This window comes from Streptomyces spiralis (assembly GCF_014654675.1).
GTDB classification, from domain to species: Bacteria; Actinomycetota; Actinomycetes; order Streptomycetales; family Streptomycetaceae; genus Streptomyces; species Streptomyces spiralis.
Genome location: NZ_BNBC01000002.1, coordinates 347,590 through 368,566, shown reverse-complemented (window position 1 = coordinate 368,566; position 20,977 = coordinate 347,590). Strand labels below are relative to the sequence as shown.

The window sequence follows — 20,977 nt, the reverse complement described above, 5'->3', positions numbered from 1 at the left end:
CGCCAGTCCCCGCCGGGCGGCGCCGTGCGGGGCGGGCAGGCGGTCGCGGACGGACCTCCCGACGGGCGTACCGCCCTCGTACTGCTTAGCGTGACAGCGTGAGCCCACCGAGCCCCTCCGCTCCACCGGCCGCCCGTCACGGCCGGTCCCGCCACGGCTGGGCGCAGGCCCTCGCCACGGTGCTGGCCGGGCTGCTCGCCATGTGTGTGGTCGCCGCTCTGGGCCTGTGGGCGGCCGGGGCGGCGGACCTGCCCGACAACGCCTTCCCACGGGTCGTCGCGGCGACCGTGGTGACGTCGGTCGGGGGCAGCATGGAACTCTCGGGCAACGCGGGCACGCTGGCCGAGACGCACGCCGGGGTCACGGTGATGCCGCTGTCGGTCACCCTCGTCGGCGCGCTGGTCGTCGGCGCCGGCTTCCTCCGCCCGCTGCGGCAGCCACGGACGACGGGGGCACGGGAGACGAGCGGGGAACGGGACACGGCAGGCTCGCGGGGCCCGGTGCGGGCGAGGGAGGTGGGCTGGTGGGCCGCCAGGATCACCGTTCTGTGGCTGGCGGCACTGGTCGGCCTCGCGTTCGCCGCCCGCCAGACCTTCGCCATCGACCTCGGCAACGGAGTGCTCGGCGCCATCGGCGAACTCTTCGGTGCGGAGCCCGAGGTCGGCTTCACCACCCACGTGCCGCTGACCGTCGGATTCGGGCTGCTGTGGCTGCTGGGCGTGTTGGCGCTCGCGCTGCTCGTGGCCCGCGAAGTCCCGCTGCCGGCGCGGGCGGCGCGGCTTCGCGCGTCGGCCCGTCCGGTGGCGTACGCCATGGTCGCCCTGCTGCTCGCGTGCGTGGCCGTGGGGCTGGTCGTCGCGCTGGTGACGGCGGGGACGCGCGGGCACCCGGCGCAGACGTTCGCGCTGATCCTGCTCGGGCTGCCGAACCTGACCTGGCTCGCCTTCACGATCGGCCTGGGTGCCGCCTGGAACGGCCGGGTGGACGGCCCCTTCGGACTGCCGGTACCGCATCTGCTCGACGAGGTGCTGCGCACCCCGGACGTGTCCACGCTCGACCTGGGTTCGCTGGCCGAACACGACGGCCGGGTGTGGTGGCTGGTGGTCGTCGACGCGGTGCTGGTGCTCGGCGCCGCCCGTCTCGCGGCGGCCCGTACCCCCGTCCCGGTGCGTCCGTGGCAGCACGCGCTGCGGATGGCGGCCGGTCTGGTGCTGACGGTGCTGACGGTCTGCCTCGCGGGCCGGATCTCCGCCCACTACGGGCTGTCGCTGCTCGGCGTCGGGGACGTGGGCGGCGGCCTGAGCGGGGAGCTGCTGCTGCGGCCCCGGCTGTGGGGCGCCCTCGGCCTCGCCGCGCTGTGGGGGCTGGTCACCGGCTTCCTGGGCGCCCTCCCGACCCGCCCCGTCGCCCACCCAGCCGAGGGCCTGCCCGCCCCACCGCCGCCGGGCCCCGCCGACCACAGCGGCGCACCGCACGTCTAGGGCCTGCCCTGGTCAGGCCATCGGCAGGACCAGCGCCGGGATGGTTCGCTGCATGCGGAGGGCGTCCACGGACTCCGCGAGGAGTTCGTACTCGGTGGTGTCGTCGCCCGCCGCGATCCGCACCAGCCGTCCGCCGGCCAGCTCGTCGGCCACCAGTTCCTGACGGACCGGGTCGGCGCACCAGGCCCGGAGGACGCCGGGCACGTCGGGCACGTCCTCCGGCACCGGGACGAGCGCGCCCGAGGGCACGTACGGGGTCTCGGGGCCGGGGTCGAGCCGGTCGGCGATCCAGGAGGCGCGGTCGCGCAGCCACCACAGGGCCAGGGCCAGGGTGGGTGCCCGGTAGGTGCCGAGCGGTACACCGATACGACGGCCGTCGCACACGCCGTACGCGGTGACATGGCACAGGAATTCGTCGTGCACAGCTCCTCCCCCGTGGCGGCGTCCGCCTGCTGGTCGTGCCTCTTTCCCCGATGCGGCTCCTGTGCGGTGATGCGTCCCTGGCCTTCGAGTATGTTCACTCCTGAAACAGAGTCACCACGACATTCCGGCCAGTCTCCTGGCATATTCAGCGCGCGCTGTGGCCGAAACAGCGCGGAACGTCACCGCGGCGGTACGCGGACCATTACCCCGGCGGTAATCGCGCCCTCCCCCGCGCCCCGGGCATGGTTGTCGCATCGGGTCGCCGACCACGGAGATCCGGGTTCCGACCAGTACCCCGTACCGACGCCCTCGATGGAGGCTGATTCCCCATGTCCGCACAGACCGACCGTTACGAGAGCGCCGCCGCCCGCTACCTGGGGGCCTGGAACGCCAAGGGCGCGGAGGCCCTCGGCAAGGCGGTGGCGGCCGCCTGGGCCCCCGACGGCAGCTACACCGACCCGCTCGCCGACGTCAGCGGCCACGAGCAGATCACGGGCCTGATCACCGCGGCGCAGCAGCAGTTCCCCGGGTTCGTCTTCCGGCTCACCGGCACCGTGGACGGTCACCACGACACCGCCCGCTTCGCCTGGGAGCTGGTGAGCGAGGTGGACGGTTCGGCCCCGGTCGCCGGTTTCGACGTGATCACCCTGGACGGCGAGGACCGTATCCGTACCGTGCTCGGCTTCCTGGACCGGGTGCCGGCCGGCGCCTGAGGACGTGCCGCCCGCACGAGGGGACGGGCGAAACGGCGAGGCGGCCGCCCACCGGTGCACCGGTGGGCGGCCGCCTCACGGACGCGACGCCTACGACCTCACGAGCTCACGGCCTGACGACCGCGTCGATGCGGGCCAGTTCCTCCGCGTCGAAGTCCAGGTTGCGGATCGCGGCGACGCTGTCCTCCAGCTGCTGCGGGCTGCTCGCGCCGACGAGGGCGGAGGTCACCCGGCCGCCGCGCAGCACCCAGGCCAGGGCCAGCTGCGCCAGCGACTGGCCCCGGGACTTGGCGATCTCGTCCAGGGTGCGCAGCCTGCCCACGAGCTCCCCGGTCACCGCGTCGGAGCTGAGGAAGGGGCTGTCGCTCGCCGCCCGGGAGTCCTCGGGGATGCCGTCGAGGTAGCGGGCGGTGAGCAGGCCCTGCTCCAGCGGGGAGTAGGCGATGGACCCGACCTGGAGCTCGTCGAGCGCGTCGAGGAGACCCTCCTCCTCGGGGCGGCGGTCGAGCATCGAGTAGCGCGGCTGGTGGATCAGCAGCGGGGTGCCCAGCTCGCCGAGGATCCGTGCGGCCTCACGGGTCTGCTCGGCGGAGTAGTTGGAGACGCCGACGTACAGGGCCTTGCCCTGCTGCACCGCCGAGTGCAGCGCGCCCATCGTCTCCTCCAGCGGAGTCTCCGGGTCGGGGCGGTGCGAGTAGAAGATGTCGACGTACTCCAGGCCCATGCGCTTCAGGCTCTGGTCCAGCGACGACATCAGGTACTTGCGCGAGCCCCATTCGCCGTACGGACCGGGCCACATGAGGTAGCCGGCCTTGGTGGAGATCACCAGCTCGTCGCGGTACGGCGCGAAGTCCGCCCGCAGCGCCTCGCCGAGGGCGGACTCGGCGGCGCCGGGCGGCGGGCCGTAGTTGTTGGCCAGGTCGAAGTGGGTGACGCCGAGGTCGAAGGCGCGGCGCAGGATGGCCCGCTGGGTCTCCACCGGGCGGTCCGGGCCGAAGTTGTGCCACAGGCCGAGCGACAGCGCGGGCAGCTTGAGGCCGCTGCGTCCGGTGCGCCGGTAGGGCATGTCGGCGTAGCGGTCGGGGTGGGCGGTGTACAACGCGACTCCATGAAGGGTTGGTACGGCGAGGCTTCCGGTGTCCTGCTCGGGTCTCTTCGGTGTCCTACTCTCGCGCCGCCCGCGGGCAGCGGTCCAACAGGAGAATCCGATGGGATTGAGCGACTAGTCTTCTCAATCATGGAACTGCGCCATCTCCAGCACTTCGTCGCCGTCGCCGAGGACCAGCACTTCACCCGGGCGGCGGAGCGGCTGATGGTGTCGCAGTCGGGTCTGTCGGCGTCGATCCGGGCGCTGGAGCGGGAGTTGCGGGCCCCGCTGTTCGTGCGCACCACGCGCCGGGTGACGCTCACCGAGGCCGGGCGTGCGCTGCTCGGCGAGGCGGAGCGGATCCTGGCGCAGGTCCGGGCGGCGCACGAGGCGGTGGCCGCGGTGCAGGGTGTGCTGCGCGGCACACTGACACTGGGCACCGAGCAGTGCATCGCGGGGGTGGACGTGGCGGGACTGCTCGCCGCGTTCCGGCGGCGCCATCCGGAAGTGGAGATCCGGCTGCGGCAGGCGGGCTCGGGAGCGCTCGCGGAGGGGGTCGCGGCGGGCCGGCTCGACCTGGCGTTCACCTACCGGACCCAGGCGGACACCGACCAGCTGCGTTCGGTGGCTCTGGCCGGCGAGCCGATGACGGTGCTGTGTCATCCCGGCCACCGGTTCGCGGCGGCGGGCGCACCGCTCACCCCGGAGGAGGTGAGCGGTGAGGTCTTCGTCGACTTCCACCCGGACTGGGGTCCGCGCCGCGTCACCGACGCGGCCTTCTCGGCGGCGGGCGTGGACCGCACGGTGCCACTGGAGGTCAACGACGTGCACGGTCTGCTCGATCTGGTCGACGAGAACCTGGGCATCGCGGTCGTACCCCGGCATTTCCGGCACAAGCGTCCGTCGCTCACCGCGCTGCCGTTCAAGGGCACGGGTGAACGGCCGTACGAGACCGTCGTCCTGCTGCCGCCCGAGCAGGCAACCAGCCCGGCGGCCCGCGCCCTGGTCACACTCCTGGAATCGCGAGTCGACAGGGCCGGGGCCGACAGGGCGGACGCCGACAGGGCCGGATCCTGACGGATCGAGAGGCGCGGCACCCGAGGCGACCGGCTGGATTCCGGGCGCGTCAAGGCGTGCGATGCGCGATGGTGGACGCATGCATGCGAAGGACATCCTCATCGACGGCTACGGCCGTATCCAGGAAGAAGTCCATGCCGTTCTCGACGGCCTCGGACCGGACGAGCTGCACGCCCGTCCGGCTCCCGACGCCAACTCCCCCGCCTGGCTCGTCTGGCATCTCACCCGGGTCCAGGACGACCATGTCGCCGACGCCTTCGGCCTCGACCAGGTATGGCTGTCCCAGGGCTGGGAGAAGCGTTTCGGCCTGGACCTGCCGCGCCACGACACCGGTTACGGGCACACGGCCGCGAAGGTCGCGAAGGTGCGCGTCGAGTCCGCCGACCTGCTGACCGGGTACTACGACGCCGTCCACGAGCAGACTCTCCAGGCCCTGCGCGGCCTGACCGCCAAGGACCTCGAACGCGTCGTGGACGAGGGCTGGGATCCCCCGGTCACCCTCGGCGTGCGTCTGGTCAGCGTCCTGTCCGACGATCTTCAGCACGTCGGACAGGCCGCCTATGTGCGCGGGCTGCTTCAGAGCGCGGCCGCGTAGCCGGGCAGGACGACCTCCTCGATGAGGGCCCTGCGCTCGTCGAACGGGATGAACGCGCTCTTGACCGCGTTGACCGTGACGGTGCGCAGGTCCTCGACCGTCCAGCCCGCCTCCTCGACCAGCAGCGACATCTCGCGGGTCATGGTGGTGCCGGAGACCAGACGGTTGTCGGTGTTGAGGGTGACGCGGAAGCCGAGGTCCTTCAGGGCCGTGATCGGATGCTCCGCGATCGAGGTGGCGCACCCGGTCTGGAGATTGGACGTCGGGCACATCTCCAGGGCGACGCGGCGGTCGCGCACCCAGCCCGCGAGGCGGCCGAGCTTGCCGTCCACGATGTCCTCGGTGATGCGCACACCGTGGCCGATGCGCTGGGCACCGCACACCTGGAGCGCCTGATGGATGCTGGGCAGGCCGTACGCCTCGCCGGCGTGGATGGTGAACGGCACGCTCTCGCGGCGCAGGTGCTCGAAGGCGGCCAGGTGGTCGGCGGGCGGGAAGCCGTCCTCGGCGCCGGCGATGTCGAAGCCGACGACGCCCGCGTCACGGTAGGCGACGGCGAGGTCGGCGGCCTCGCGGACCCGGTCGAACATGCGCATGCCGCACAGCAGCGTGCCCATGCGCACGGGGGTCCCGGCCGCGGCCGCCTTGGCCATGCCGGCGGCGAGACCCTCCTGCACGGTCTCCACGACCTCGCGCATCGTCAGGCCGCCGGCCGTGTTCAGCTCGGGGGCGTAGCGCACCTCGGCGTAGACGACACCGTCGGCGGCGAGGTCGAGGACGTACTCCTCCGCCGTGCGCAGCAGGCCTTCGCGGGACTGCATGACGGCCAGGGTGTGCTCGAAGGTCGCTATGTAGCGGACCAGGTCACCGGAGTTGGCGGCCTCGTAGTACCAGGCGGCGAGCTCGTCGGGGTCGGTGGTGGGCAGGGTGTGGCCGACCGCGTCCGCGAGTTCGACGACGGTGGCGGGGCGCAGCCCGCCGTCGAGGTGGTCGTGCAGCACGGCCTTGGGGAGGCGGCGGATCACTTCGGTGTCTACGCGCGTAGCAGTCATGGCGGGTCTTTCCTTGGGCAGGTGGTTCGAGGAAGCGGCAGAAGGGTCAGCCGGCGGGCTGGAGCAGGTCCCAGCGGTTGCCGTACAGGTCCTGGAAGACGGCGACGGTCCCGTACGGCTCGTGCCGCGGCTCCTCCAGGAAGGTCACGCCGGCGGCGGTCATCCGGGCGTGGTCGCGGGCGAAGTCGTCGGTGTGCAGGAAGAACCCGACGCGTCCGCCGGTCTGGTCGCCGACGCGGCCCTGCTGGGCCTCGCCCTTGGCACGGGCCAGCACCAGACCGGTGCCGGCGGCTTCACTCCCGGGCTCCACGACGACCCAGCGGGAGCCGTCCGGCCGCGGGGTGTCCTCCACGAGGTGGAAGCCGAGGGCCTCGGTGTAGAAGCGGACCGCCTCGTCGTAGTCGTCGACAACGAGGGTGACCAGGGCGATGCGTCTCATCGGGGCCTTTCGGGGACGTGCGATTGACGGGTGAGGTTATACGTAAAACCCCGCGCGCGCCAGTCAGCTCCGCGGCGGGCGGCGGCGGGGGTGCGCGGGACGGGGTCCGACGGTTCGGACCTCCGTCGGTCCTGGGCCTGAAGCCTTTTCAGCGGGACTCTTCGCCCTGCGCGATCTCCACCCTGTGGTGGACGTCGAGCATGCCGGTCGCCGAGGCGGCGAAGGAGGCCGTGGTGCAGGCCAGCAGCAGCGCGGCGATCCAGGCCGCGGCCCGGCGCGCGGCACGCGGGGCCGCGAGAAGGGCCTTCACGCGGTGCGGCACCGGACCGGAGGCGACGGCGGGGGCGAACTCCGGGCGCGCCGAGCGGGTGGCCTGGCCGGCCAGGGCGGCGCGGGCGATGGCACGGGCGGTCAGCCGGCGGTCGCCGACGGCCGCGGCGGCGGCCTCGTCGGCCGCGCGTTCGACCGCGAGGCGGATGGTGGCGCGCACCGGGCGCAGCGCGGGATGGCAGTGCGCGGCGAGTTCGGCGGCGGCCAGGAAGTAGTGGTGGCCGCCCCGGTTGTGGGCGCGCTCGTGGGCGAACAGCGCTTCGCGTTCGGCGGCGTCGAGGCTGCGCAGCATCGCCGTGGTGACCACGATGCGGTGCGGGCGGCCGGGCAGGGCGTAGGCGTCCGGGTGCGGGGAGTCGACGACGCACAGATCGCCCGCGGCGGGCCTGCGGCCGGCCTCGGTGCGGGCGCTGCGGAAGGCCCGTATCTCCCGGAGCGTGGCGCGCCCGAACGTGCCCGCGAACCCGGCGAGCGCCGCCACCGATACCACGGCTGCCGGCAGGACCACCAGGTCGGGAGCGGTGGGCAGCGGGTGCACCAGTTCGCCCAGGGTGGCGAAGACGGGCAGCTTGAGCAGGCCGGTGAGGACGAAGACGCCCAGCGCGGCCAGCGAGCAGCCGGCGAGCACCAGCGCGCAGACGGTGATCACCCACAGTGCCGCCACGGGCGCCAGCCGGTCGAGCGTGCGCCGGGCCAGCACGGGCGCGGCGAGGGGCAGCAGCAGCGGCAGAAGCAGCAGGGCGGTCATCGCTCACCGGATTCGAGCAGGTCGCGCAGGACGCGCTCGTCGTCGGGGCTGAGCTGGGCGACGAAGCGGGCGAGGACGGTCTCGCGGTCGGTGTCGCGGTCGAGTTCGGAGTGCATGCGGCGGGCGGTCAGTCCGTGTGCGTCCTGGACGGGGTAGTAGGCGTAGCCGCGGCCCTGGCGGCGGCGTTCGACCACGCCCTTGTCGTGCAGCCGGGTCAGGATCGTGGTCACCGTGGTGCGAGCCAGGTCGCTCCCGAGGCTCAGCTGGACCTGCCCCGGGGTCAGGGGGGCGTCGCCCGCCCACAGGACGGCCATGACACTCGATTCGAGCTCACCGGCCGGCCTGCGTTCGTCCTTCGCGTCGGTCATGGGACGTTCCTCACCCCGTCTTCGTCGCGCAGTCCGGTGGGCCGTCTACACCATTGTAGTCAGCTGTGGTCGGCACGGTGCCGGTCACCTGCTCGCGGCTGCGCCGGATGCCCATTATGAGGGGACTCGGTGACGCGGTAGAGATCCGGAAGGAAGGCGTCCGGCCTTCCGTCACATGACGCCGTGCCGACCCGGCCCGGCGCCCGAAGCGAACGCACAGGAGTTGAGCACCGTGCCCGAGCAGCCCGAGCCCGCCGAGGTCCCCGCCCGCCAGAACGTCAGTTTCCCCAGCGCGGGAGCCACCGCCCACGGCTATCTCGCACTGCCCCCGTCCGGGCGGGGGCCGGGGGTCCTCGTCATCCAGGAGTGGTGGGGGCTGACCGACCACATCGCCGAGGTCACCGACCGGTTCGCCGCCGAGGGCTTCGTCGCCCTCGCCCCCGACCTGTACGGCGGGAGCGTGGCCCACGACTCCGGGGAGGCGCAGCGCCTGATGAAGGCCCTGCCGGTCTCCCGCGGCGTCGAACTGCTCTCCGGCGCGGTCGGCCATCTGCTGTCGCTGCCCGAGGTCACCTCGGACACGGTCGGCGCGGTCGGCTTCTGCATGGGCGGCGGCTTCGTGCTGTACCTGGCGGCCGTCGAACCGCGGGTGAGCGCGGCGGTGCCGTTCTACGGCGTGATCCGGGGCGAGCTGCCCGACTTCTCCGGGCTGCGAGCCCGCATCCTCGGCCACTACGGGGAACGGGACCGGAGCATCCCGCCGGAGCAGGTCGAGGAGCTGCGCGAGACTCTGCGGCGGCAGACCGGCACCACTCCGGACCTGCGCCTGTACCCGGCGGGCCACGCCTTCCTCAACGACCGCCGTCCCAGCCACGACCCCGACGCGGCCGACCGCGCCTGGCGGAGCACGGTCGCCTTCCTGCACGAGCAGCTGGGCTGAGCGCGGACGACCACGGCGGCGACCCGGTTCCGGTCGCCGCCGCGCGGTTCGTTCGACGGGGCGTCATCGCTCGTCGGCCGGGTGCAGGAAGGGGCGCACCTCGATCGGCAGGGTGGTGGCCCGGCTCGCCTTCCGTCCCCAGTCCAGGGCGGCGTCCAGGTCGGGCGCCTTGATCACGCACACGCCGCCCAGGTACTCCTTGCCCTCGGTGAAGGGCCCGTCGGTGGCCAGCACCTCGTCGCCCTTCGGACGCAGCACGGTGGCGGACTCCGGGCCGTGCAGCCCACCCGCGAACACCCAGGCTCCGGCCTCGCGCAGCTCCTGGTGGAAGAGTTCCAGACTGCCCACGATGTCCGCCAGCGCCTCGGCGGAGGGCGGCGCGCCCTCGCTCGGCTGGATCACGCTGAGCAGGTAGTACTTCATGACGTCCTCCTTGGCGTCGTGCCGTTGTCCCCCCTCCTACACGAACGGCACACGCCCGGATCGGCACCTCGCCCGAGGACGCCCGAAGAACCTCTTCCCGGCTCAGCTCGCCGCGGCCAGCAGCGGCGTGCCGCCCAGGACCGCCGAGAACCGGTCGACGACCTCGCCCAGCGCCTCGTCGGCGGCGTGCGCGACCGACAGCGAGCCGTCCTCGTGCACGGTGATGTCCTTGTCGAGGGTGAACCAGCCCTGCACGATGTGCGCCGCGCCCATGGAGTTGAGCACGGGACGCAGGGCGTAGTCGATGGCGAGGACGTGGGCGGTGGAGCCGCCGGTGGCGAGCGGCAGCACCGTCTTGCCGGTGAGCGCGTACTGCGGCAGCAGGTCGAGCAGCGCCTTGAGGACACCGGAGTACGACGCCTTGTAGACGGGGGTGCCGACGACGACCCCGTCTGCGCGGGCGAAGAGCTCGGTGGCCTCGACGATCGCCGGATGCCGGAAGTCCGCGCCGAGCAGGGCCTCGGCGGGGATCGTACGGACGTCGAGCGGTATCACCTCGTGGCCCTGCGCGAGAAGGCGCCGGTCGAGGTGGCGCAGCAGGCGGTTGGTGCGCGACGAGACGGACGGGCTGCCGGAGACGGACAGGACGATGGCCATGCGGGACTCCTGTTGCAAACTGCGGGACGGGCAGAAGAAGGCGGCTGATCGGGAGGAGGGATCAGGCCGCGCAACAGGAGGCGCTGGAGACACGGGCGAGGTCGACATGGCGTCGCCGCGTGAGGTCCAGTCGCATCGTCATGCCGTCGATCGTGTCAGCCGCCGAGGACGGCCGTCAAGGAACGGCCGGCCGTTCTCGTATCGCGGACCGGTGCGGTGCGCGCAGCATGAGCGGCACGGGAAGGACACGAAAACTTCGGCGGAAGACGGGTCGCAGGGCCGGTGTCAGTCACGGTCCTGGCGGGACATCAGCCAGGGTTCCTGCGGGAGCGGAGTGCCGGTCTCCATCAGGGACTTGAGGTTGGACAGGACCGCCGGCCAGCCGCCGGACACGTCGGCGAGCTCCTGTTCGTCCCTGAGGTTCTCGTGGGTGACGGTGAGCCGGACGATGTCGTCGTGGGGCCGGATGTCGAAGGTGACCCGGGAGTGGCTCTCCTCCCGGTCCGCGTTCTCGGGTGCGGCCCAGGTGGTCACCAGGCGGGTCGGGCGGTCGGCCTCCACGACGGTGCCGACCACGTCGGCGATGCCGGAGCCGTCGGTGCGGACGTGCTCCCAGCGGGAGCCCGGCTTCCAGTCGGAGACGTTGCTGTGGCCCCAGTAGGCGGCGGTCAGATCGGCGTCCGTGAGGGCGTCCCACACCGCCTCGGGCGTGCTCTCGATGTAGGTGACGTAGACGTAGGTCGGCTTGTCGGTCATGGTTTCCTCAACTGCTTCCTCGGCTCGTCGTTTCACGGCGCCGAGCGCGCTCAGGCGCGGGTGCTCGAACCTTCCGATCCACCGCTCCTGCATGTCGTTCAGCGGCACCGGGTTCAGGTAGTGCAGCTTCTCCCGCCCCCGGCGCACCGTGCTCACCAGGTTGGCGGCCTCCAGGACGGCCAGGTGCTGGGTCACCGACTGGCGCGTCATCTCGATGCGCGCGCACAGCTCGGCCAGCGTCTGCCCGTTGTCCTCGCGCAGCCGGTCCAGCAGCCGTCTGCGGGTCTCGTCGGCGAGTGCCTTGAAGACCCTGTCCATCCCCGAGTCGCCGCCTCCTTGCATACACACAGTTATGCAGGCGATTGCCTGCATGTCAAGCCGAGGTGTCTCCGGTACGTCGGCGGGTGGGTGGTCGGAGCGTGGTGCGTGGGGTGGTGGGCACGGTCCCGGCCCACCACCCCGGCCGTCAGGAGACGTCGAGCGACGTGTCGTCGATGACGAAGGACGTCTGGAGGGTGGAGCCCTCGGTGCCGGTGAACTTGATCGTCACCGTCTGGCCCGCGTAGCCGGCCAGGCTGAAGCTGCGCCGGGTGTAGCCGCTCTGGGCGTTGAGGTTGGAGTACGTGGCGAGGGTCGACAGCACGGTGCCACCGCTGTCGAGCACCTGCGCCTTGAGCGTGTCGTAGGCCGTGGTGGTGGTCGTCTCGGCCGTGTCCACATGGAGGTAGAAGCCCAGCGCGGCGGTCGTGCACCCGGAGGGGATGGTGACGGTCTGCGCGAGGGTGTCGGTGTGGGCGGACCCGTAACCGTTCAGCCAGGCCTTGTACGAGCCGGTGTGCGCCGCCTCACCGGAGTCGCTGGTGATGACGCCGCTGCTCGCGCTCCAGACGGTGTTGCCGGACTCGAAGCCGCTGTTGCCGAGCAGCTGGGCGGCGGTGCAGGAGCCGGTCCCACCGCCGCCAGTGGTGCCCGAACCGGCCAGCCAGGCGGTGGCGTTGAGGGCGAGGGCGGCGTTGGTGGCGCTGGAGTCGTTCCAGCCGTCGTAGAGGGTGTTGCCGGACTGGCCGGTGCCGTCGTCGATCGGCGAGCTGTCGCCCCAGTACGCGACGCGGCCGCTGCCGAAGGTGCTGGTGACGAAGAAGGCGCCGGTGTTGCCGGAGTAACCGGTGCGGTAGAGCAGGCCCTTGACGGAGGAGTTGTCGGACGGCTTGAGGGTGGCGGTGGTGCCGTTGGCGATCAGGCTCTTGGTGACGGTGCCGAAGGGGCCGTGCAGCACCGGGTCGGTGGAGTCGCTGATCGCGGCCGGGTTGCCGGAGGTGATGTTGAGCGAGTCGATGGAGAAGCCGAACGGGTCGGTGGAGTCGACGCTGTTGTTGCTCATCAGGTCGTTCAGGATCTGCACCGAGTCCTTGCCGTCGTTGTTGCGGTCGGAGCCGGTGTGGTCGGAGATCATGAACAGGCCGCCGCCGTTCTTGACGAAGTTCATGATCGCCGTCTTCTCGGCGCTGGTGAACAGCGTGTTCGGCTCGGGCAGCACCAGCGTGTCGAAGTTGGACAGGTCGGTCGACGACGAGCCGCCGTAGGAGAGGCTCGAACCGGACGGGAGCGTCTTGAGGCTGTAGCCGCCGGTCTTCTGCAGGGCCACCCCCCAGGAGGACAGGGCACCGGTCCAGTCCGTCTCGGCGGACGGGGAGGAGTCCTGGCCGAGCGGGTCGGGCTGGCTGGTGGAGATGATCCAGTCGGCGTTGCCGGCCGTCTCGGCGTGGGCGTTGTCGAACAGGACGCGGTGGGTGGTGGCCGCGTGGGCGGGAGTGGCGCTGGCGGAGAGCTGCAGGGCCGCCGAGGCGACGAGCAGCCCGAGGCCGGCCGCGCCGGTGGCGAGCCTGCGGCGGAGTCTGCGGAATCTTCTGGATCCGGACATCCGGCGAACCTCCGAGTGGGGTGAAGGGGCGGTGCGGGCGCCGAGTCTGCGCGCGTAGAGCGCATCCGAGCGTTCTACACGCGTCACTACGCTTGAAAGGTACATGGCATGACCGGACGGTGAACAGAAGGTCGGGGGCGACAACCGTAAGGCGTGCATCCGGTTACAGGGGGCATTCGATGGGCGCGAGGACAACGACGGGGGCGGCAACGGGGCCGACAGGGGAACGAGACAGAGGGGCGAAGATGGAGATCAGCGGCATCATCAGTGCCATCGTCATCGGCATCGTCATCGGTGTCCTGGGACGGCTCGTCGTCCCCGGCCGTCAGCGCATCGGGATTCTCTGGACGATCCTCATCGGCATCGTGGCCGCACTGGTCGGTGCCGCAATCGCGGGCGCGCTCGGGGTGGCCGACACCAAGGGCGTCGACTGGATCGAGTGGCTCATCCAGATCGCACTCGCCGCGGTGGGCGTCGCCGCGCTGGACCGGGCGAAGACCACGCACCGCTGACGCGGCCGCCGACCCGCGCGGCCACGCCCACCGCTCACCGGCACCGTCAGCGGTTCGCGAGCCCGCGGCCGTACCGGGCCAGGGCGGCGTCGATCGTGCCGGTGAGCGGGGCCTGGGCCGCGCCGAAGGCCCGCTCGAACGCGGAGGAGTCCATGATCTGGGGCTCCGTGTGCTGGTGGAACAATCTCGGCGTACTGGCCCATGAATCGCGCGTCGAACGGACCGAAGGGGCGGGCCCCGGGCAGGACCACGACGTTCAGCGGCCGCCCGACCCGCCTCTCGATCAACACGTGGATCTCGCGCGTGGTCACGGCGGGCGCGGTCGGCAGGTGCCACACGCGTCCGTCGCCGTCCGGGCGTTCGCGAGCGTGGCGAGGCCGGCGGCCACATCGCCGACGGCCGTGTAGCGGTGCGGCAGGTCGATGTCCCCCGGACCGAGCACCTCTCCGCCGGTCGGCGCGCCCGGGAGGACGGCGTCAGCGAGCGTGGAGTTGAGCACGCCCGGCCCGACGAAGTCGGCGGAGCGGCCGAGGACCACTCGTGCCCGGCCCTCACGGTGTGCGGCGAGGTACGCCTCGTTCAGCTCGGCCCGCATCCGCCCCTTCCGGCTGGTCGCCTTCCAAGGGGTGTCCTCGGTCATCACCGCTCCCCCGGTCTCGCCGTACGGGTACAGCGTGTCGAGCACGACCAGGCGCGCCCCCGACGCGGCGACGGCGCCGAGCACGGCCCGCTGGATCCGGGGCATCATCTCGACCTGGAGGTGATAGCCGAGACCTGGAGGTACAGCCGACGTTGACGCAGTGGTAGACGACCGCGCAGATCGACATGCCGGCGGACGCGTTCGCCCTGAGCGCGGCGACGGGTCGCGACTGAGCACGAGCGCACCCGAGCCGGGGCGGGCGGGTACTCGCCCGGGCCCAGAGGCACCTGGGCGGAGGGCCGTGCGATCAGCCCAGTTCCAGGGTGGTGACCCCGTAGACCCGCGCGCGTGCGTACGGCCGTACCGGTCCCGTGTACATGCGGGCGGTCTCGAAGGACGGCGCGAGACCGGCCTCCTCGGCCAGGGCGATGCCCGCCGTGTTCGTCTCGGGCACGTCCACGGCCACCTCGCGGCCCTCGGCTTCGGCGGTCAGCGCGGCGAACAGGGCCCGTGCGTCCTCGGGGGTGTCGGCGAACAGCGGGCCGATGCGCAGGCCGTCGTGGGCCGGGCGGAGCACGCCGTAGCCGGTGACGCGGTCGCCTGCGCGGCGGACCAGGGCGCGGTGTCCCGGCGTCGTCAGCCAGTGGGCGACGAATCGCGGGCGCTCCGCCGGATGGCAGGCGGCGTCATAGGCGGTGACGTCCGCCAGATCGGCGGGGCCGACCGGCCGGACGTCGGCCGGAGGCCGGGCGGCGGGTGCCGGGCCGGTGAAGCGGATGGTGCGGTGAGCGGCCTCGAAGCCCGACTGCCGGTAGTTGTCCTGCTGGGCGACGACGCCGTCCAGGCCGATCGTACGGTCCTCCGCGTGGGCGAGGGCGGTCTTCCAGGTGGTCAGGCCGTGACCGCGGCCGCGCAGGTCGGGGCAGACCAGATAGCAGCCCAGGAAGGCGTAGTCGGGGCCGTGGTTCACCACCGAGATCGCGGAGACGGGCTCGCCGTCGATCCGGCCCAGGAAGAAGCCGTCCGGGTCCTGGGCGAAGAAGGCCGGCCCGTCGGACAGCCCCGGGTTCCAGCCCTCGTCCGCCGCCCACCCTCTGATCACCGGCCAGTCCTCGAGGGTGGCCCGGGTGACGACGAGGTCCTCGTGGGCGGCAAAGGCCATGGATGTGCTCCCGTGTGTCCGTGAGTGCTTCCGTGCGGTGTGCGCGCAGCATCCTTCCGGATCACGGGTGGGCGCGCCACGGCGGGATCAAGCCGTACGGTGACGGCCGATCGGCCGCTTCCGCATGCCGGTGTAGCCCTTTAGGGTGGCCGGTCATGAACTCGGCCGACATCAGCCTCCGCCCGGTGGACGAGGCGGACCTGCCCGTCCTGGAACGCTTTCTCCACGATCCCGAGGCCGCGTCGCCCTTCCAGTGGTACGGCTGGCGGGATCCGGGCCGCTGGCGCCGGCAGTGGGCGGAGAACGGTCTGCTCGCCGAGGACACAGGGCACCTGATGGTGGTGCGCGGACCGGAGCGGCTGGGCTTCGTCGCCTGGCGCAGGATCGTCCCGGCGCCGGCCTCGTACTACTGGAACATGGGCATCGTGCTGCTGCCGGAGGCCCGCGGGAAGGGCGCCGGGACCGAGGCGCAGCGGCAGTTGGTGCGGTACCTCTTCGCGCACAGCACCGTGATGCGGATCGAGGCGGACACCGAGGCCGAGAACCTCGCGGAGCAGCGCGCCCTGGAGAAGGCGGGGTTCACCAGGGAGGGCGTCCTGCGCAGCGTCTCCTTCCGGGACGGCCGCTGGCGCGACGGAGTGCGGTACAGCATCCTGCGCGGCGACGTGGGCTGAGAGCCGCGCACGGCGACCTGGACCGAGGCCCCGCCGCTCGGGGAGGGAGGACCCCACCGGTGCGTTCTGCGCGGGTGGGGTCCTTCCGTGTCGTAGGGCGGGCGGGGATGCCTCAGCGGTGCGTCCGGGGGCGGTGGCGCCGGTAGAGGATCGTTCCGCCGAGCAGCAGCGCCGCGCTCGCGGCGACGGCGGGCAGGGTCTGGTCGGTGCCGGTGTGGGCGAGCGACGCCTGCGTCAGGGGGGCGGTCACGGGGTGCGGCAGCGGCTTCGGCGCCGGGTGCGGCGTGGAGCGCGCGGGCGGTGTGACCGGCCGGGGTGCGGGCTTGTCGGGGCGGTCTCCGTTGGTGGACGTGTTGCCGACCGACGGATTGCCGACGCCGGCCACGTTCACGCTGTTGCCGCTGACGTTGACCGGGACGTGCACGGGAAGCTGGACGCTGTTGCCGGAGATCACGCCCGGCGAATCCTTTCCGCCGGCCCGTGCCTTGGCTCCGCCGCCGGATGGCGTCCGATCCCTCCCGGCGGACGCGTTGGCGCAGCGGTTGCCCGCCGCGGGGTTGAGGAGTCCCACCACGCTCACCGTGTTGCCGCACACGTTCACCGGGATGTGCACCGGGAGCTGAATGGTGTTGCCGGAGATCAACCCGGGCGAGCCGACCGCGGCGCCGTCCGCCGTGGCACCGCCGTCCGCGGCGAACGCGGCGGACACCGGCACTGTCATCGCCATCGCGCCGGAGGCGGCGACGGCGATCACACCGTTTCGGGTAACCCGTTTCATAGGTCCTGTGCCTTCCAGACATGTATCGCGGGCACTCGCCCGCACGGGGTAAAACGCCGGTGACCGATCCGAGTTATGGCTTATCGGCCTTTCACCCCTTCGAGCGGCCCGCTTATCGAACGGCACCCGGAGCCTCGCACAGGCGCCCGCGGCAGCCCGGGGACCGTTCCGGATCACCCACCACGCGCCGGGAGGCGAGGCCCAGGGGGGCCGCTTATGGTGTTCGAGGGGGTTGTCCCGGTCCGCGGCGGAGCGCCCCTGGAGGCATCGATGCTGGCCAAGCTGTCGACGCGGTCCGCGGCCCGGCGCTGTGCGGGCGTCGGGGCCGTGACGCTCGCCCTGCTCGGCGCGGGGCTGCCGGCGGCGGTCGCGGGCGACGCACCGCCCGGTCTGAGCCGGTTCTACCGCCAGAAGGTGACGTGGGCGGCGTGCGAGACGGGCGCCCCCAAGGACATGCAGTGCGGCAAGGTCACCGTCCCCATCGACTACGCCCGCCCGGGCGGGGGCACCCTCGACCTGGCGCTGTCCCGCTACCGGGCCACCGGCCCGTCGCGGGGCTCGGTGGTGCTCAACTTCGGCGGCCCCGGCGGCCCGGGCGTCCCGGCGCTCGCCGCGGACGACGGCAAGGAGTTCATGGACCTGACCAACGGCTACGACGTGGTCACCTTCGACCCCCGGGGCGTCGGCAGGTCCTCCCCGGTCAGCTGCGGGATCGGCATCGACACGGACTCCTCGGACGCGGGCGGCGACTCGGTCGGCGCGAACCCGGACCTCGGCAACGCGACGGCGGCACGCAAGGCGCTGGAGGAGTGGAAGAAGGTCGCGGCCGAGTGCGCCCAGCACTCCAGCGCGGTCCTGCCGCACATAGGGACCGTCGACGCGGCCCGGGACCTCGACGTGATCCGTCAGGCCCTCGGCGACCGCAAGCTCAACTACCTGGGCTTCTCCTACGGCACCCGGCTGGGCGCGGTGTACGCGGCCGAGTTCCCGCACAAGGTGGGGCGGATGGCCCTCGACGGGGTGGACACGCTGACCGAGCCCCTGTCGGAGCAGGGCCGGGTGGCCGCCGAGGGTCAGCAGACGGCCCTGGAGGACTTCCTCGACTGGTGTGTGCAGGACATCGCCTGCCCGTTCGGGCAGGACCGGCGCGCGGCCGGCGACCAGGTGCAGCAGCTCATCGGCTCGCTGGACGAGAACCCGGTGCCGAACGGTTACGGCGGCAGGCTCTCCGGCCAGGACCTGGTGGGCGCGATCGGGCAGGCGCTGTACAGCAAGGCCATGTGGCCCTCCCTGGAGCGTGCGATCGCCTCTCTGGTCCAGGACGGCGACACCCGCGGGGTCGAGGCGTTCGCGACCGGCGGTATGGCCCCGCCCCCGGGCGACCGGCAGGCCCGGCGGGACGCGCCCGAGCGGGCCGGTGCCGCGAAGCCGCCGGGCAGCGGCGGCGGACTGGTGGGCACGGCGGACGTGCCGCCGGACAACGCGCCGGCCGCGATGATGGCGATCAACTGCGCGGACGACCCGGACCGGCCCAGCGCCGCGCAGCTCACCAAGGACCTCGGCCGGCTCAGCGCCGACTACGAGGCGGCCTCACCGGTCTTCGGCCGGTACCGGCTCACCGAGCTGCTGATGTGCTACGGCCGCCCCAAGGGCAGCGACTTCATCCGTGAGAAGGTCAAGAACGTCGACAGCGCCAGGATGCTGCTGGTGGGCACCCGCGGTGACCCGGCGACCCCGTACCGCTGGACCGTGGAGACCGCGCGGCGGCTGGGCAAGTCGGCCGTGGTGCTCGACAACCGGGGTGAGGGGCACACGGGGTACGCCTCCTCCCGGTGCGTGCACCGGAAGGTGAACGACTTCCTGCTCTACGGCTCCCTGCCGCCGAGCGGCAGCTCCTGCGCGCCGGACACGCGGCCCGACATCAGCGGTTGAGAAGCCGGCGGGTCAACGGTCAGCGGGTGAGGTCAGCTTGGTGAGGGGTCGTGGGTGAGGGGTCGGCGGGTGACAGATCCGGTCCGGCTCAGCCGGTGACGATCTCCGGCTGGTAGAGGTCCAGCCACAGGGCCAGGTCCAATGTCTTCTCCAGCCCGCGCCGGGCCGCCTGTGTGATGACGGGCGTGTCGCGGTGCGCGGCCTCGCGCACCCGCTCGCGGTCGACGAGGTCGAACACCGGGTGGTCGGGCCGGGCGAGCAGGTCCTTGGTGTGGTCCTGGAGGGCGAGCGCGTACTTGGGGTCCTGGGTGGACGGGTAGGGGCTCTTGACCCTGTCGTACACGGACCTGGGCAGCAGGTCGGCGGTGGCCTCCCTGAGCAGGCTCTTCTCCCGCCCGTCGAAGGACTTCAGGGACCAGGGCGTGTTGTAGACGTACTCCACGAGCCGGTGGTCGCAGAAGGGCACCCGGACCTCCAGTCCGACGGCCATGCTCATCCGGTCCTTCCGGTCGAGCAGGACGCGCACGAAGCGGGTCAGGTGCAGATGGCAGATCTGCCGCATCCGGTACTCGAAGTCGCTCTCGCCGTCGAGGCGGTGGATGCCGGAGACGGCGGTGCGGTAGCTCTCGGCGACGTACGACGGCAGGTCCAGTGTCCGGGCGAGGTCGGACCGCATGACGTCGCCGTCGTCGCCGAAGTCGCGGGCGAAGCGCACCAGCCAGGGGAAGGTGTCGGCGCGGCGGGCCTCCTCGTCGAAGAACTGCTGGTAGCCGCCGAAGACCTCGTCGGCGGACTCCCCGGACAGGGCGACGGTGGAGTGGTCGCGGATGCTGCGGAAGAGCAGGTACAGCGAGGCGTCCATGTCGCCGAAGCCCATGGGCAGGTCGCGGGCCCTGAGCACCTTCGCCCGCACGTCGGGGTCGGCCAGGGTGTGGGCGTCGAGCACGATGTCCTGGTGGTCGGTGTCCGCGGCGCGGGCCAGGTCGTGCACGAACGGCGTGTCGGGGGTGGCGCGCAGGTCGTCGGCGACGAAGTTGTCGGTCTGGCCGACGAAGTCGACGGCGAAGCTGCGTACCCTCTCGCCGTGCTCGGCGAGTTGACGGGCGGCCAGCGCCGTCATCGCGGAGGAGTCCAGGCCGCCGGAGAGCAGGGTGCAGCGGGGGACGTCGGCGACGAGCTGGCGGCGCACGATGTCGTCCAGGAGGGTGCGGACGGTGGCGATGGTGGTGTCGCGGTCGTCCAGATGGGGCCGGGTGTCCAGCCGCCAGTAGACGCGGGTGTGCGGGCCGGTGCGGTCGACGGTGACGACGGTGCCGGGTTCGACCTCGCGCATGCCGTCCCACACGGCGTGTCCCGGGGTCTTGACGAAGGTGAACAGCTCGCGCAGTCCGTCGAGGGTGACGCGGCGGCGGATGAGGGGGTTGGCGAGGATCGCCTTGGGCTCGGAGCCGAAGAGGACGCCGTCGGGGGTGGGGTGGTAGTAGAACGGCTTGATGCCCATGCGGTCGCGGATCATGACGAGCTTGTCGTGGCGGCCGTCCCACACGGCGAAGGCGTACATGCCGTTGAGCCGCTCCGCCACGGTGTCGCCCCACTCGAGATAGCCGCGCAGGACGACCTCGGTGTCGGAGTCGGTGGTGAAGCGGTGGCCGCGCGCGACGAGGTCGGCGCGCAGCTCGGTGAAGTTGTACGCCTCGCCCGAGTAGACCAGTGCGACCGTGCCGTCCGGGGTGTCGGCTGTCATGGGCTGGCGGCCGCCGGGCAGGTCGATGATCGCGAGCCGGCGGTGGCCGAGGGCGGCGGGCCCGTCCGTCCACGTGCCGCGGGCGTCGGGGCCGCGGCAGGCCATCGTCTCCGTCATCGCGTCCAGGGTCGCGGCCTCGGCACGCAGGTCGCGGTCGTAGGAGACCCAGCCGGTGATGCCGCACATGTCGTACCTCCTGGCGCACCAGTTGTATCGAGCACCTATATGACGAGCCTGTGCCACCCGCCCGGGCCGGTCAACGCGGCCGTAACCCGAACGACCGTGCCACCCTCGCACTTTCGGCCGCACTTTGCTTACGCGACACCTACGACCCAGCCCTCCACCAGGAGCGACCCTCCGGGATTCGGCCACGGGCAAAGACTTACCCAACATGGGCAAACACATCCCGCGCCGCATTCCATCCCGGCTCCGGCGAGGGGTCCGGCGGAAGCCGGACGGAATCCCGGCGGGAGCCGGCGGCGGCCGGCGCCGCGGGGGCGGCCACCGCGCACCAGGGCCCCGATT

22 protein-coding genes and 1 pseudogene are annotated in these 20,977 nt (G+C 72.2%); 8 read left to right on the top strand and 15 right to left on the bottom strand.

Annotated elements, in window-relative coordinates; genetic code table 11:
- The first annotated feature begins 98 nt into the window (after window positions 1-98).
- A complete protein-coding gene (locus IE318_RS04035; RefSeq protein WP_373311054.1) occupies window positions 99-1,481 on the top strand; it encodes a streptophobe family protein in 1,383 nt (460 codons plus the stop codon).
- Between the two features lie 12 nt (window positions 1,482-1,493).
- On the opposite strand, the gene IE318_RS04030 is transcribed toward IE318_RS04035, so the two are convergent.
- Window positions 1,494-1,904 (bottom strand): hypothetical protein, encoded by a 411-nt coding sequence (locus tag IE318_RS04030; RefSeq protein ID WP_030166221.1) that lies wholly within the window; start codon window positions 1,902-1,904, stop codon window positions 1,494-1,496.
- A gap of 329 nt (window positions 1,905-2,233) precedes the next feature.
- On the opposite strand from IE318_RS04030, the gene IE318_RS04025 reads away from it, so the two are divergent.
- A complete protein-coding gene (locus IE318_RS04025; RefSeq protein WP_189896337.1) occupies window positions 2,234-2,617 on the top strand; it encodes a nuclear transport factor 2 family protein in 384 nt (127 codons plus the stop codon).
- Between the two features lie 106 nt (window positions 2,618-2,723).
- Here the strand turns inward: IE318_RS04025 and mgrA are convergent, their stop codons facing one another.
- On the bottom strand, window positions 2,724-3,716 hold the full coding sequence (mgrA, locus tag IE318_RS04020; RefSeq protein WP_030166218.1) for an L-glyceraldehyde 3-phosphate reductase: 993 nt from the start codon (window positions 3,714-3,716) through the stop codon (window positions 2,724-2,726).
- A gap of 138 nt (window positions 3,717-3,854) precedes the next feature.
- Here mgrA and IE318_RS04015 point away from each other — a divergent pair, with 138 nt between their 5' ends.
- Together IE318_RS04015 and IE318_RS04010 are read left to right on the top strand one after the other, a co-directional pair.
- On the top strand, window positions 3,855-4,781 hold the full coding sequence (locus tag IE318_RS04015) for a LysR family transcriptional regulator (RefSeq protein ID WP_189896334.1): 927 nt from the start codon (window positions 3,855-3,857) through the stop codon (window positions 4,779-4,781).
- Window positions 4,782-4,860: 79 nt separating this feature from the next.
- Window positions 4,861-5,376, top strand: a complete 516-nt coding sequence (locus tag IE318_RS04010) for a mycothiol transferase (protein WP_030166212.1) — start codon at window positions 4,861-4,863, stop codon at window positions 5,374-5,376.
- Here IE318_RS04010 and IE318_RS04005 read toward each other — a convergent pair.
- The 4 genes from IE318_RS04005 to IE318_RS03990 all read right to left on the bottom strand — a co-directional run bounded on the left by IE318_RS04005 (window position 5,358) and on the right by IE318_RS03990 (window position 8,313).
- Window positions 5,358-6,428, bottom strand: coding sequence for an adenosine deaminase (locus IE318_RS04005; protein WP_189896331.1), 1,071 nt, complete (start codon window positions 6,426-6,428; stop codon window positions 5,358-5,360). The genes IE318_RS04010 and IE318_RS04005 overlap by 19 nt on opposite strands.
- 46 nt (window positions 6,429-6,474) lie before the next feature.
- On the bottom strand, window positions 6,475-6,867 hold the full coding sequence (locus IE318_RS04000) for a VOC family protein (protein WP_189896329.1): 393 nt from the start codon (window positions 6,865-6,867) through the stop codon (window positions 6,475-6,477).
- 148 nt (window positions 6,868-7,015) lie between these two features.
- Window positions 7,016-7,945 (bottom strand): M48 family metalloprotease, encoded by a 930-nt coding sequence (locus IE318_RS03995; RefSeq protein ID WP_189896327.1) that lies wholly within the window; start codon window positions 7,943-7,945, stop codon window positions 7,016-7,018.
- Window positions 7,942-8,313, bottom strand: coding sequence for a BlaI/MecI/CopY family transcriptional regulator (locus tag IE318_RS03990; protein ID WP_030166199.1), 372 nt, complete (start codon window positions 8,311-8,313; stop codon window positions 7,942-7,944). The genes IE318_RS03995 and IE318_RS03990 overlap by 4 nt, the downstream gene beginning before the upstream one ends.
- 232 nt (window positions 8,314-8,545) lie before the next feature.
- Here IE318_RS03990 and IE318_RS03985 point away from each other — a divergent pair, with 232 nt between their 5' ends.
- Window positions 8,546-9,253 carry a dienelactone hydrolase family protein gene (locus tag IE318_RS03985; protein WP_229903314.1) on the top strand — a complete coding sequence of 236 codons (708 nt, stop codon included), beginning with the start codon at window positions 8,546-8,548 and terminating at the stop codon, window positions 9,251-9,253.
- A 63-nt stretch (window positions 9,254-9,316) separates the two neighbouring features.
- Here IE318_RS03985 and IE318_RS03980 read toward each other — a convergent pair whose 3' ends face one another.
- The 5 genes from IE318_RS03980 to IE318_RS03965 all read right to left on the bottom strand — a co-directional run bounded on the left by IE318_RS03980 (window position 9,317) and on the right by IE318_RS03965 (window position 13,010).
- Window positions 9,317-9,676, bottom strand: a complete 360-nt coding sequence (locus IE318_RS03980) for a YciI family protein (RefSeq protein WP_030166193.1) — start codon at window positions 9,674-9,676, stop codon at window positions 9,317-9,319.
- A gap of 102 nt (window positions 9,677-9,778) precedes the next feature.
- On the bottom strand, window positions 9,779-10,333 hold the full coding sequence (gene ssuE / locus IE318_RS03975; protein ID WP_030166189.1) for an NADPH-dependent FMN reductase: 555 nt from the start codon (window positions 10,331-10,333) through the stop codon (window positions 9,779-9,781).
- A 61-nt stretch (window positions 10,334-10,394) separates the two neighbouring features.
- Window positions 10,395-10,469 (bottom strand): putative leader peptide, encoded by a 75-nt coding sequence (locus IE318_RS46475; RefSeq protein ID WP_362040793.1) that lies wholly within the window; start codon window positions 10,467-10,469, stop codon window positions 10,395-10,397.
- A 149-nt stretch (window positions 10,470-10,618) separates the two neighbouring features.
- The gene (locus tag IE318_RS03970; RefSeq protein ID WP_189896322.1) at window positions 10,619-11,407 is read right to left on the bottom strand and encodes an ArsR/SmtB family transcription factor; all 789 of its coding nucleotides are present in this window, start codon (window positions 11,405-11,407) and stop codon (window positions 10,619-10,621) included.
- A gap of 148 nt (window positions 11,408-11,555) precedes the next feature.
- A complete protein-coding gene (locus IE318_RS03965; RefSeq protein WP_189896319.1) occupies window positions 11,556-13,010 on the bottom strand; it encodes a hydrolase in 1,455 nt (484 codons plus the stop codon).
- A gap of 245 nt (window positions 13,011-13,255) precedes the next feature.
- Between IE318_RS03965 and IE318_RS03960 the strand changes: the two genes are divergently transcribed.
- Complete coding sequence (locus tag IE318_RS03960) at window positions 13,256-13,522, top strand: GlsB/YeaQ/YmgE family stress response membrane protein (protein ID WP_189896317.1); 267 nt, start codon at window positions 13,256-13,258, stop codon at window positions 13,520-13,522.
- Window positions 13,523-13,568: 46 nt separating this feature from the next.
- Here IE318_RS03960 and IE318_RS03955 read toward each other — a convergent pair.
- Together IE318_RS03955 and IE318_RS03950 are read right to left on the bottom strand one after the other, a co-directional pair.
- A pseudogene (locus IE318_RS03955) lies at window positions 13,569-14,349 on the bottom strand (NAD-dependent epimerase/dehydratase family protein).
- Window positions 14,350-14,469: 120 nt separating this feature from the next.
- Entirely contained in the window at window positions 14,470-15,324 is an 855-nt protein-coding gene (locus tag IE318_RS03950) for a GNAT family N-acetyltransferase (RefSeq protein WP_189896315.1), read from the bottom strand.
- A gap of 155 nt (window positions 15,325-15,479) precedes the next feature.
- On the opposite strand from IE318_RS03950, the gene IE318_RS03945 reads away from it, so the two are divergent.
- Complete coding sequence (locus IE318_RS03945; RefSeq protein ID WP_030166174.1) at window positions 15,480-15,998, top strand: GNAT family N-acetyltransferase; 519 nt, start codon at window positions 15,480-15,482, stop codon at window positions 15,996-15,998.
- Between the two features lie 112 nt (window positions 15,999-16,110).
- Here IE318_RS03945 and IE318_RS46290 read toward each other — a convergent pair whose 3' ends face one another.
- Window positions 16,111-16,776 carry a chaplin gene (locus IE318_RS46290; RefSeq protein ID WP_189896312.1) on the bottom strand — a complete coding sequence of 222 codons (666 nt, stop codon included), beginning with the start codon at window positions 16,774-16,776 and terminating at the stop codon, window positions 16,111-16,113.
- 270 nt (window positions 16,777-17,046) lie between these two features.
- Between IE318_RS46290 and IE318_RS03935 the strand changes: the two genes are divergently transcribed.
- Window positions 17,047-18,708, top strand: a complete 1,662-nt coding sequence (locus tag IE318_RS03935) for an alpha/beta hydrolase (RefSeq protein WP_189896310.1) — start codon at window positions 17,047-17,049, stop codon at window positions 18,706-18,708.
- Window positions 18,709-18,796: 88 nt separating this feature from the next.
- Here the strand turns inward: IE318_RS03935 and asnB are convergent, their stop codons facing one another.
- Window positions 18,797-20,638 (bottom strand): asparagine synthase (glutamine-hydrolyzing), encoded by a 1,842-nt coding sequence (asnB, locus tag IE318_RS03930; RefSeq protein ID WP_189896308.1) that lies wholly within the window; start codon window positions 20,636-20,638, stop codon window positions 18,797-18,799.
- Between the last annotated feature and the right edge of the window lie 339 nt (window positions 20,639-20,977).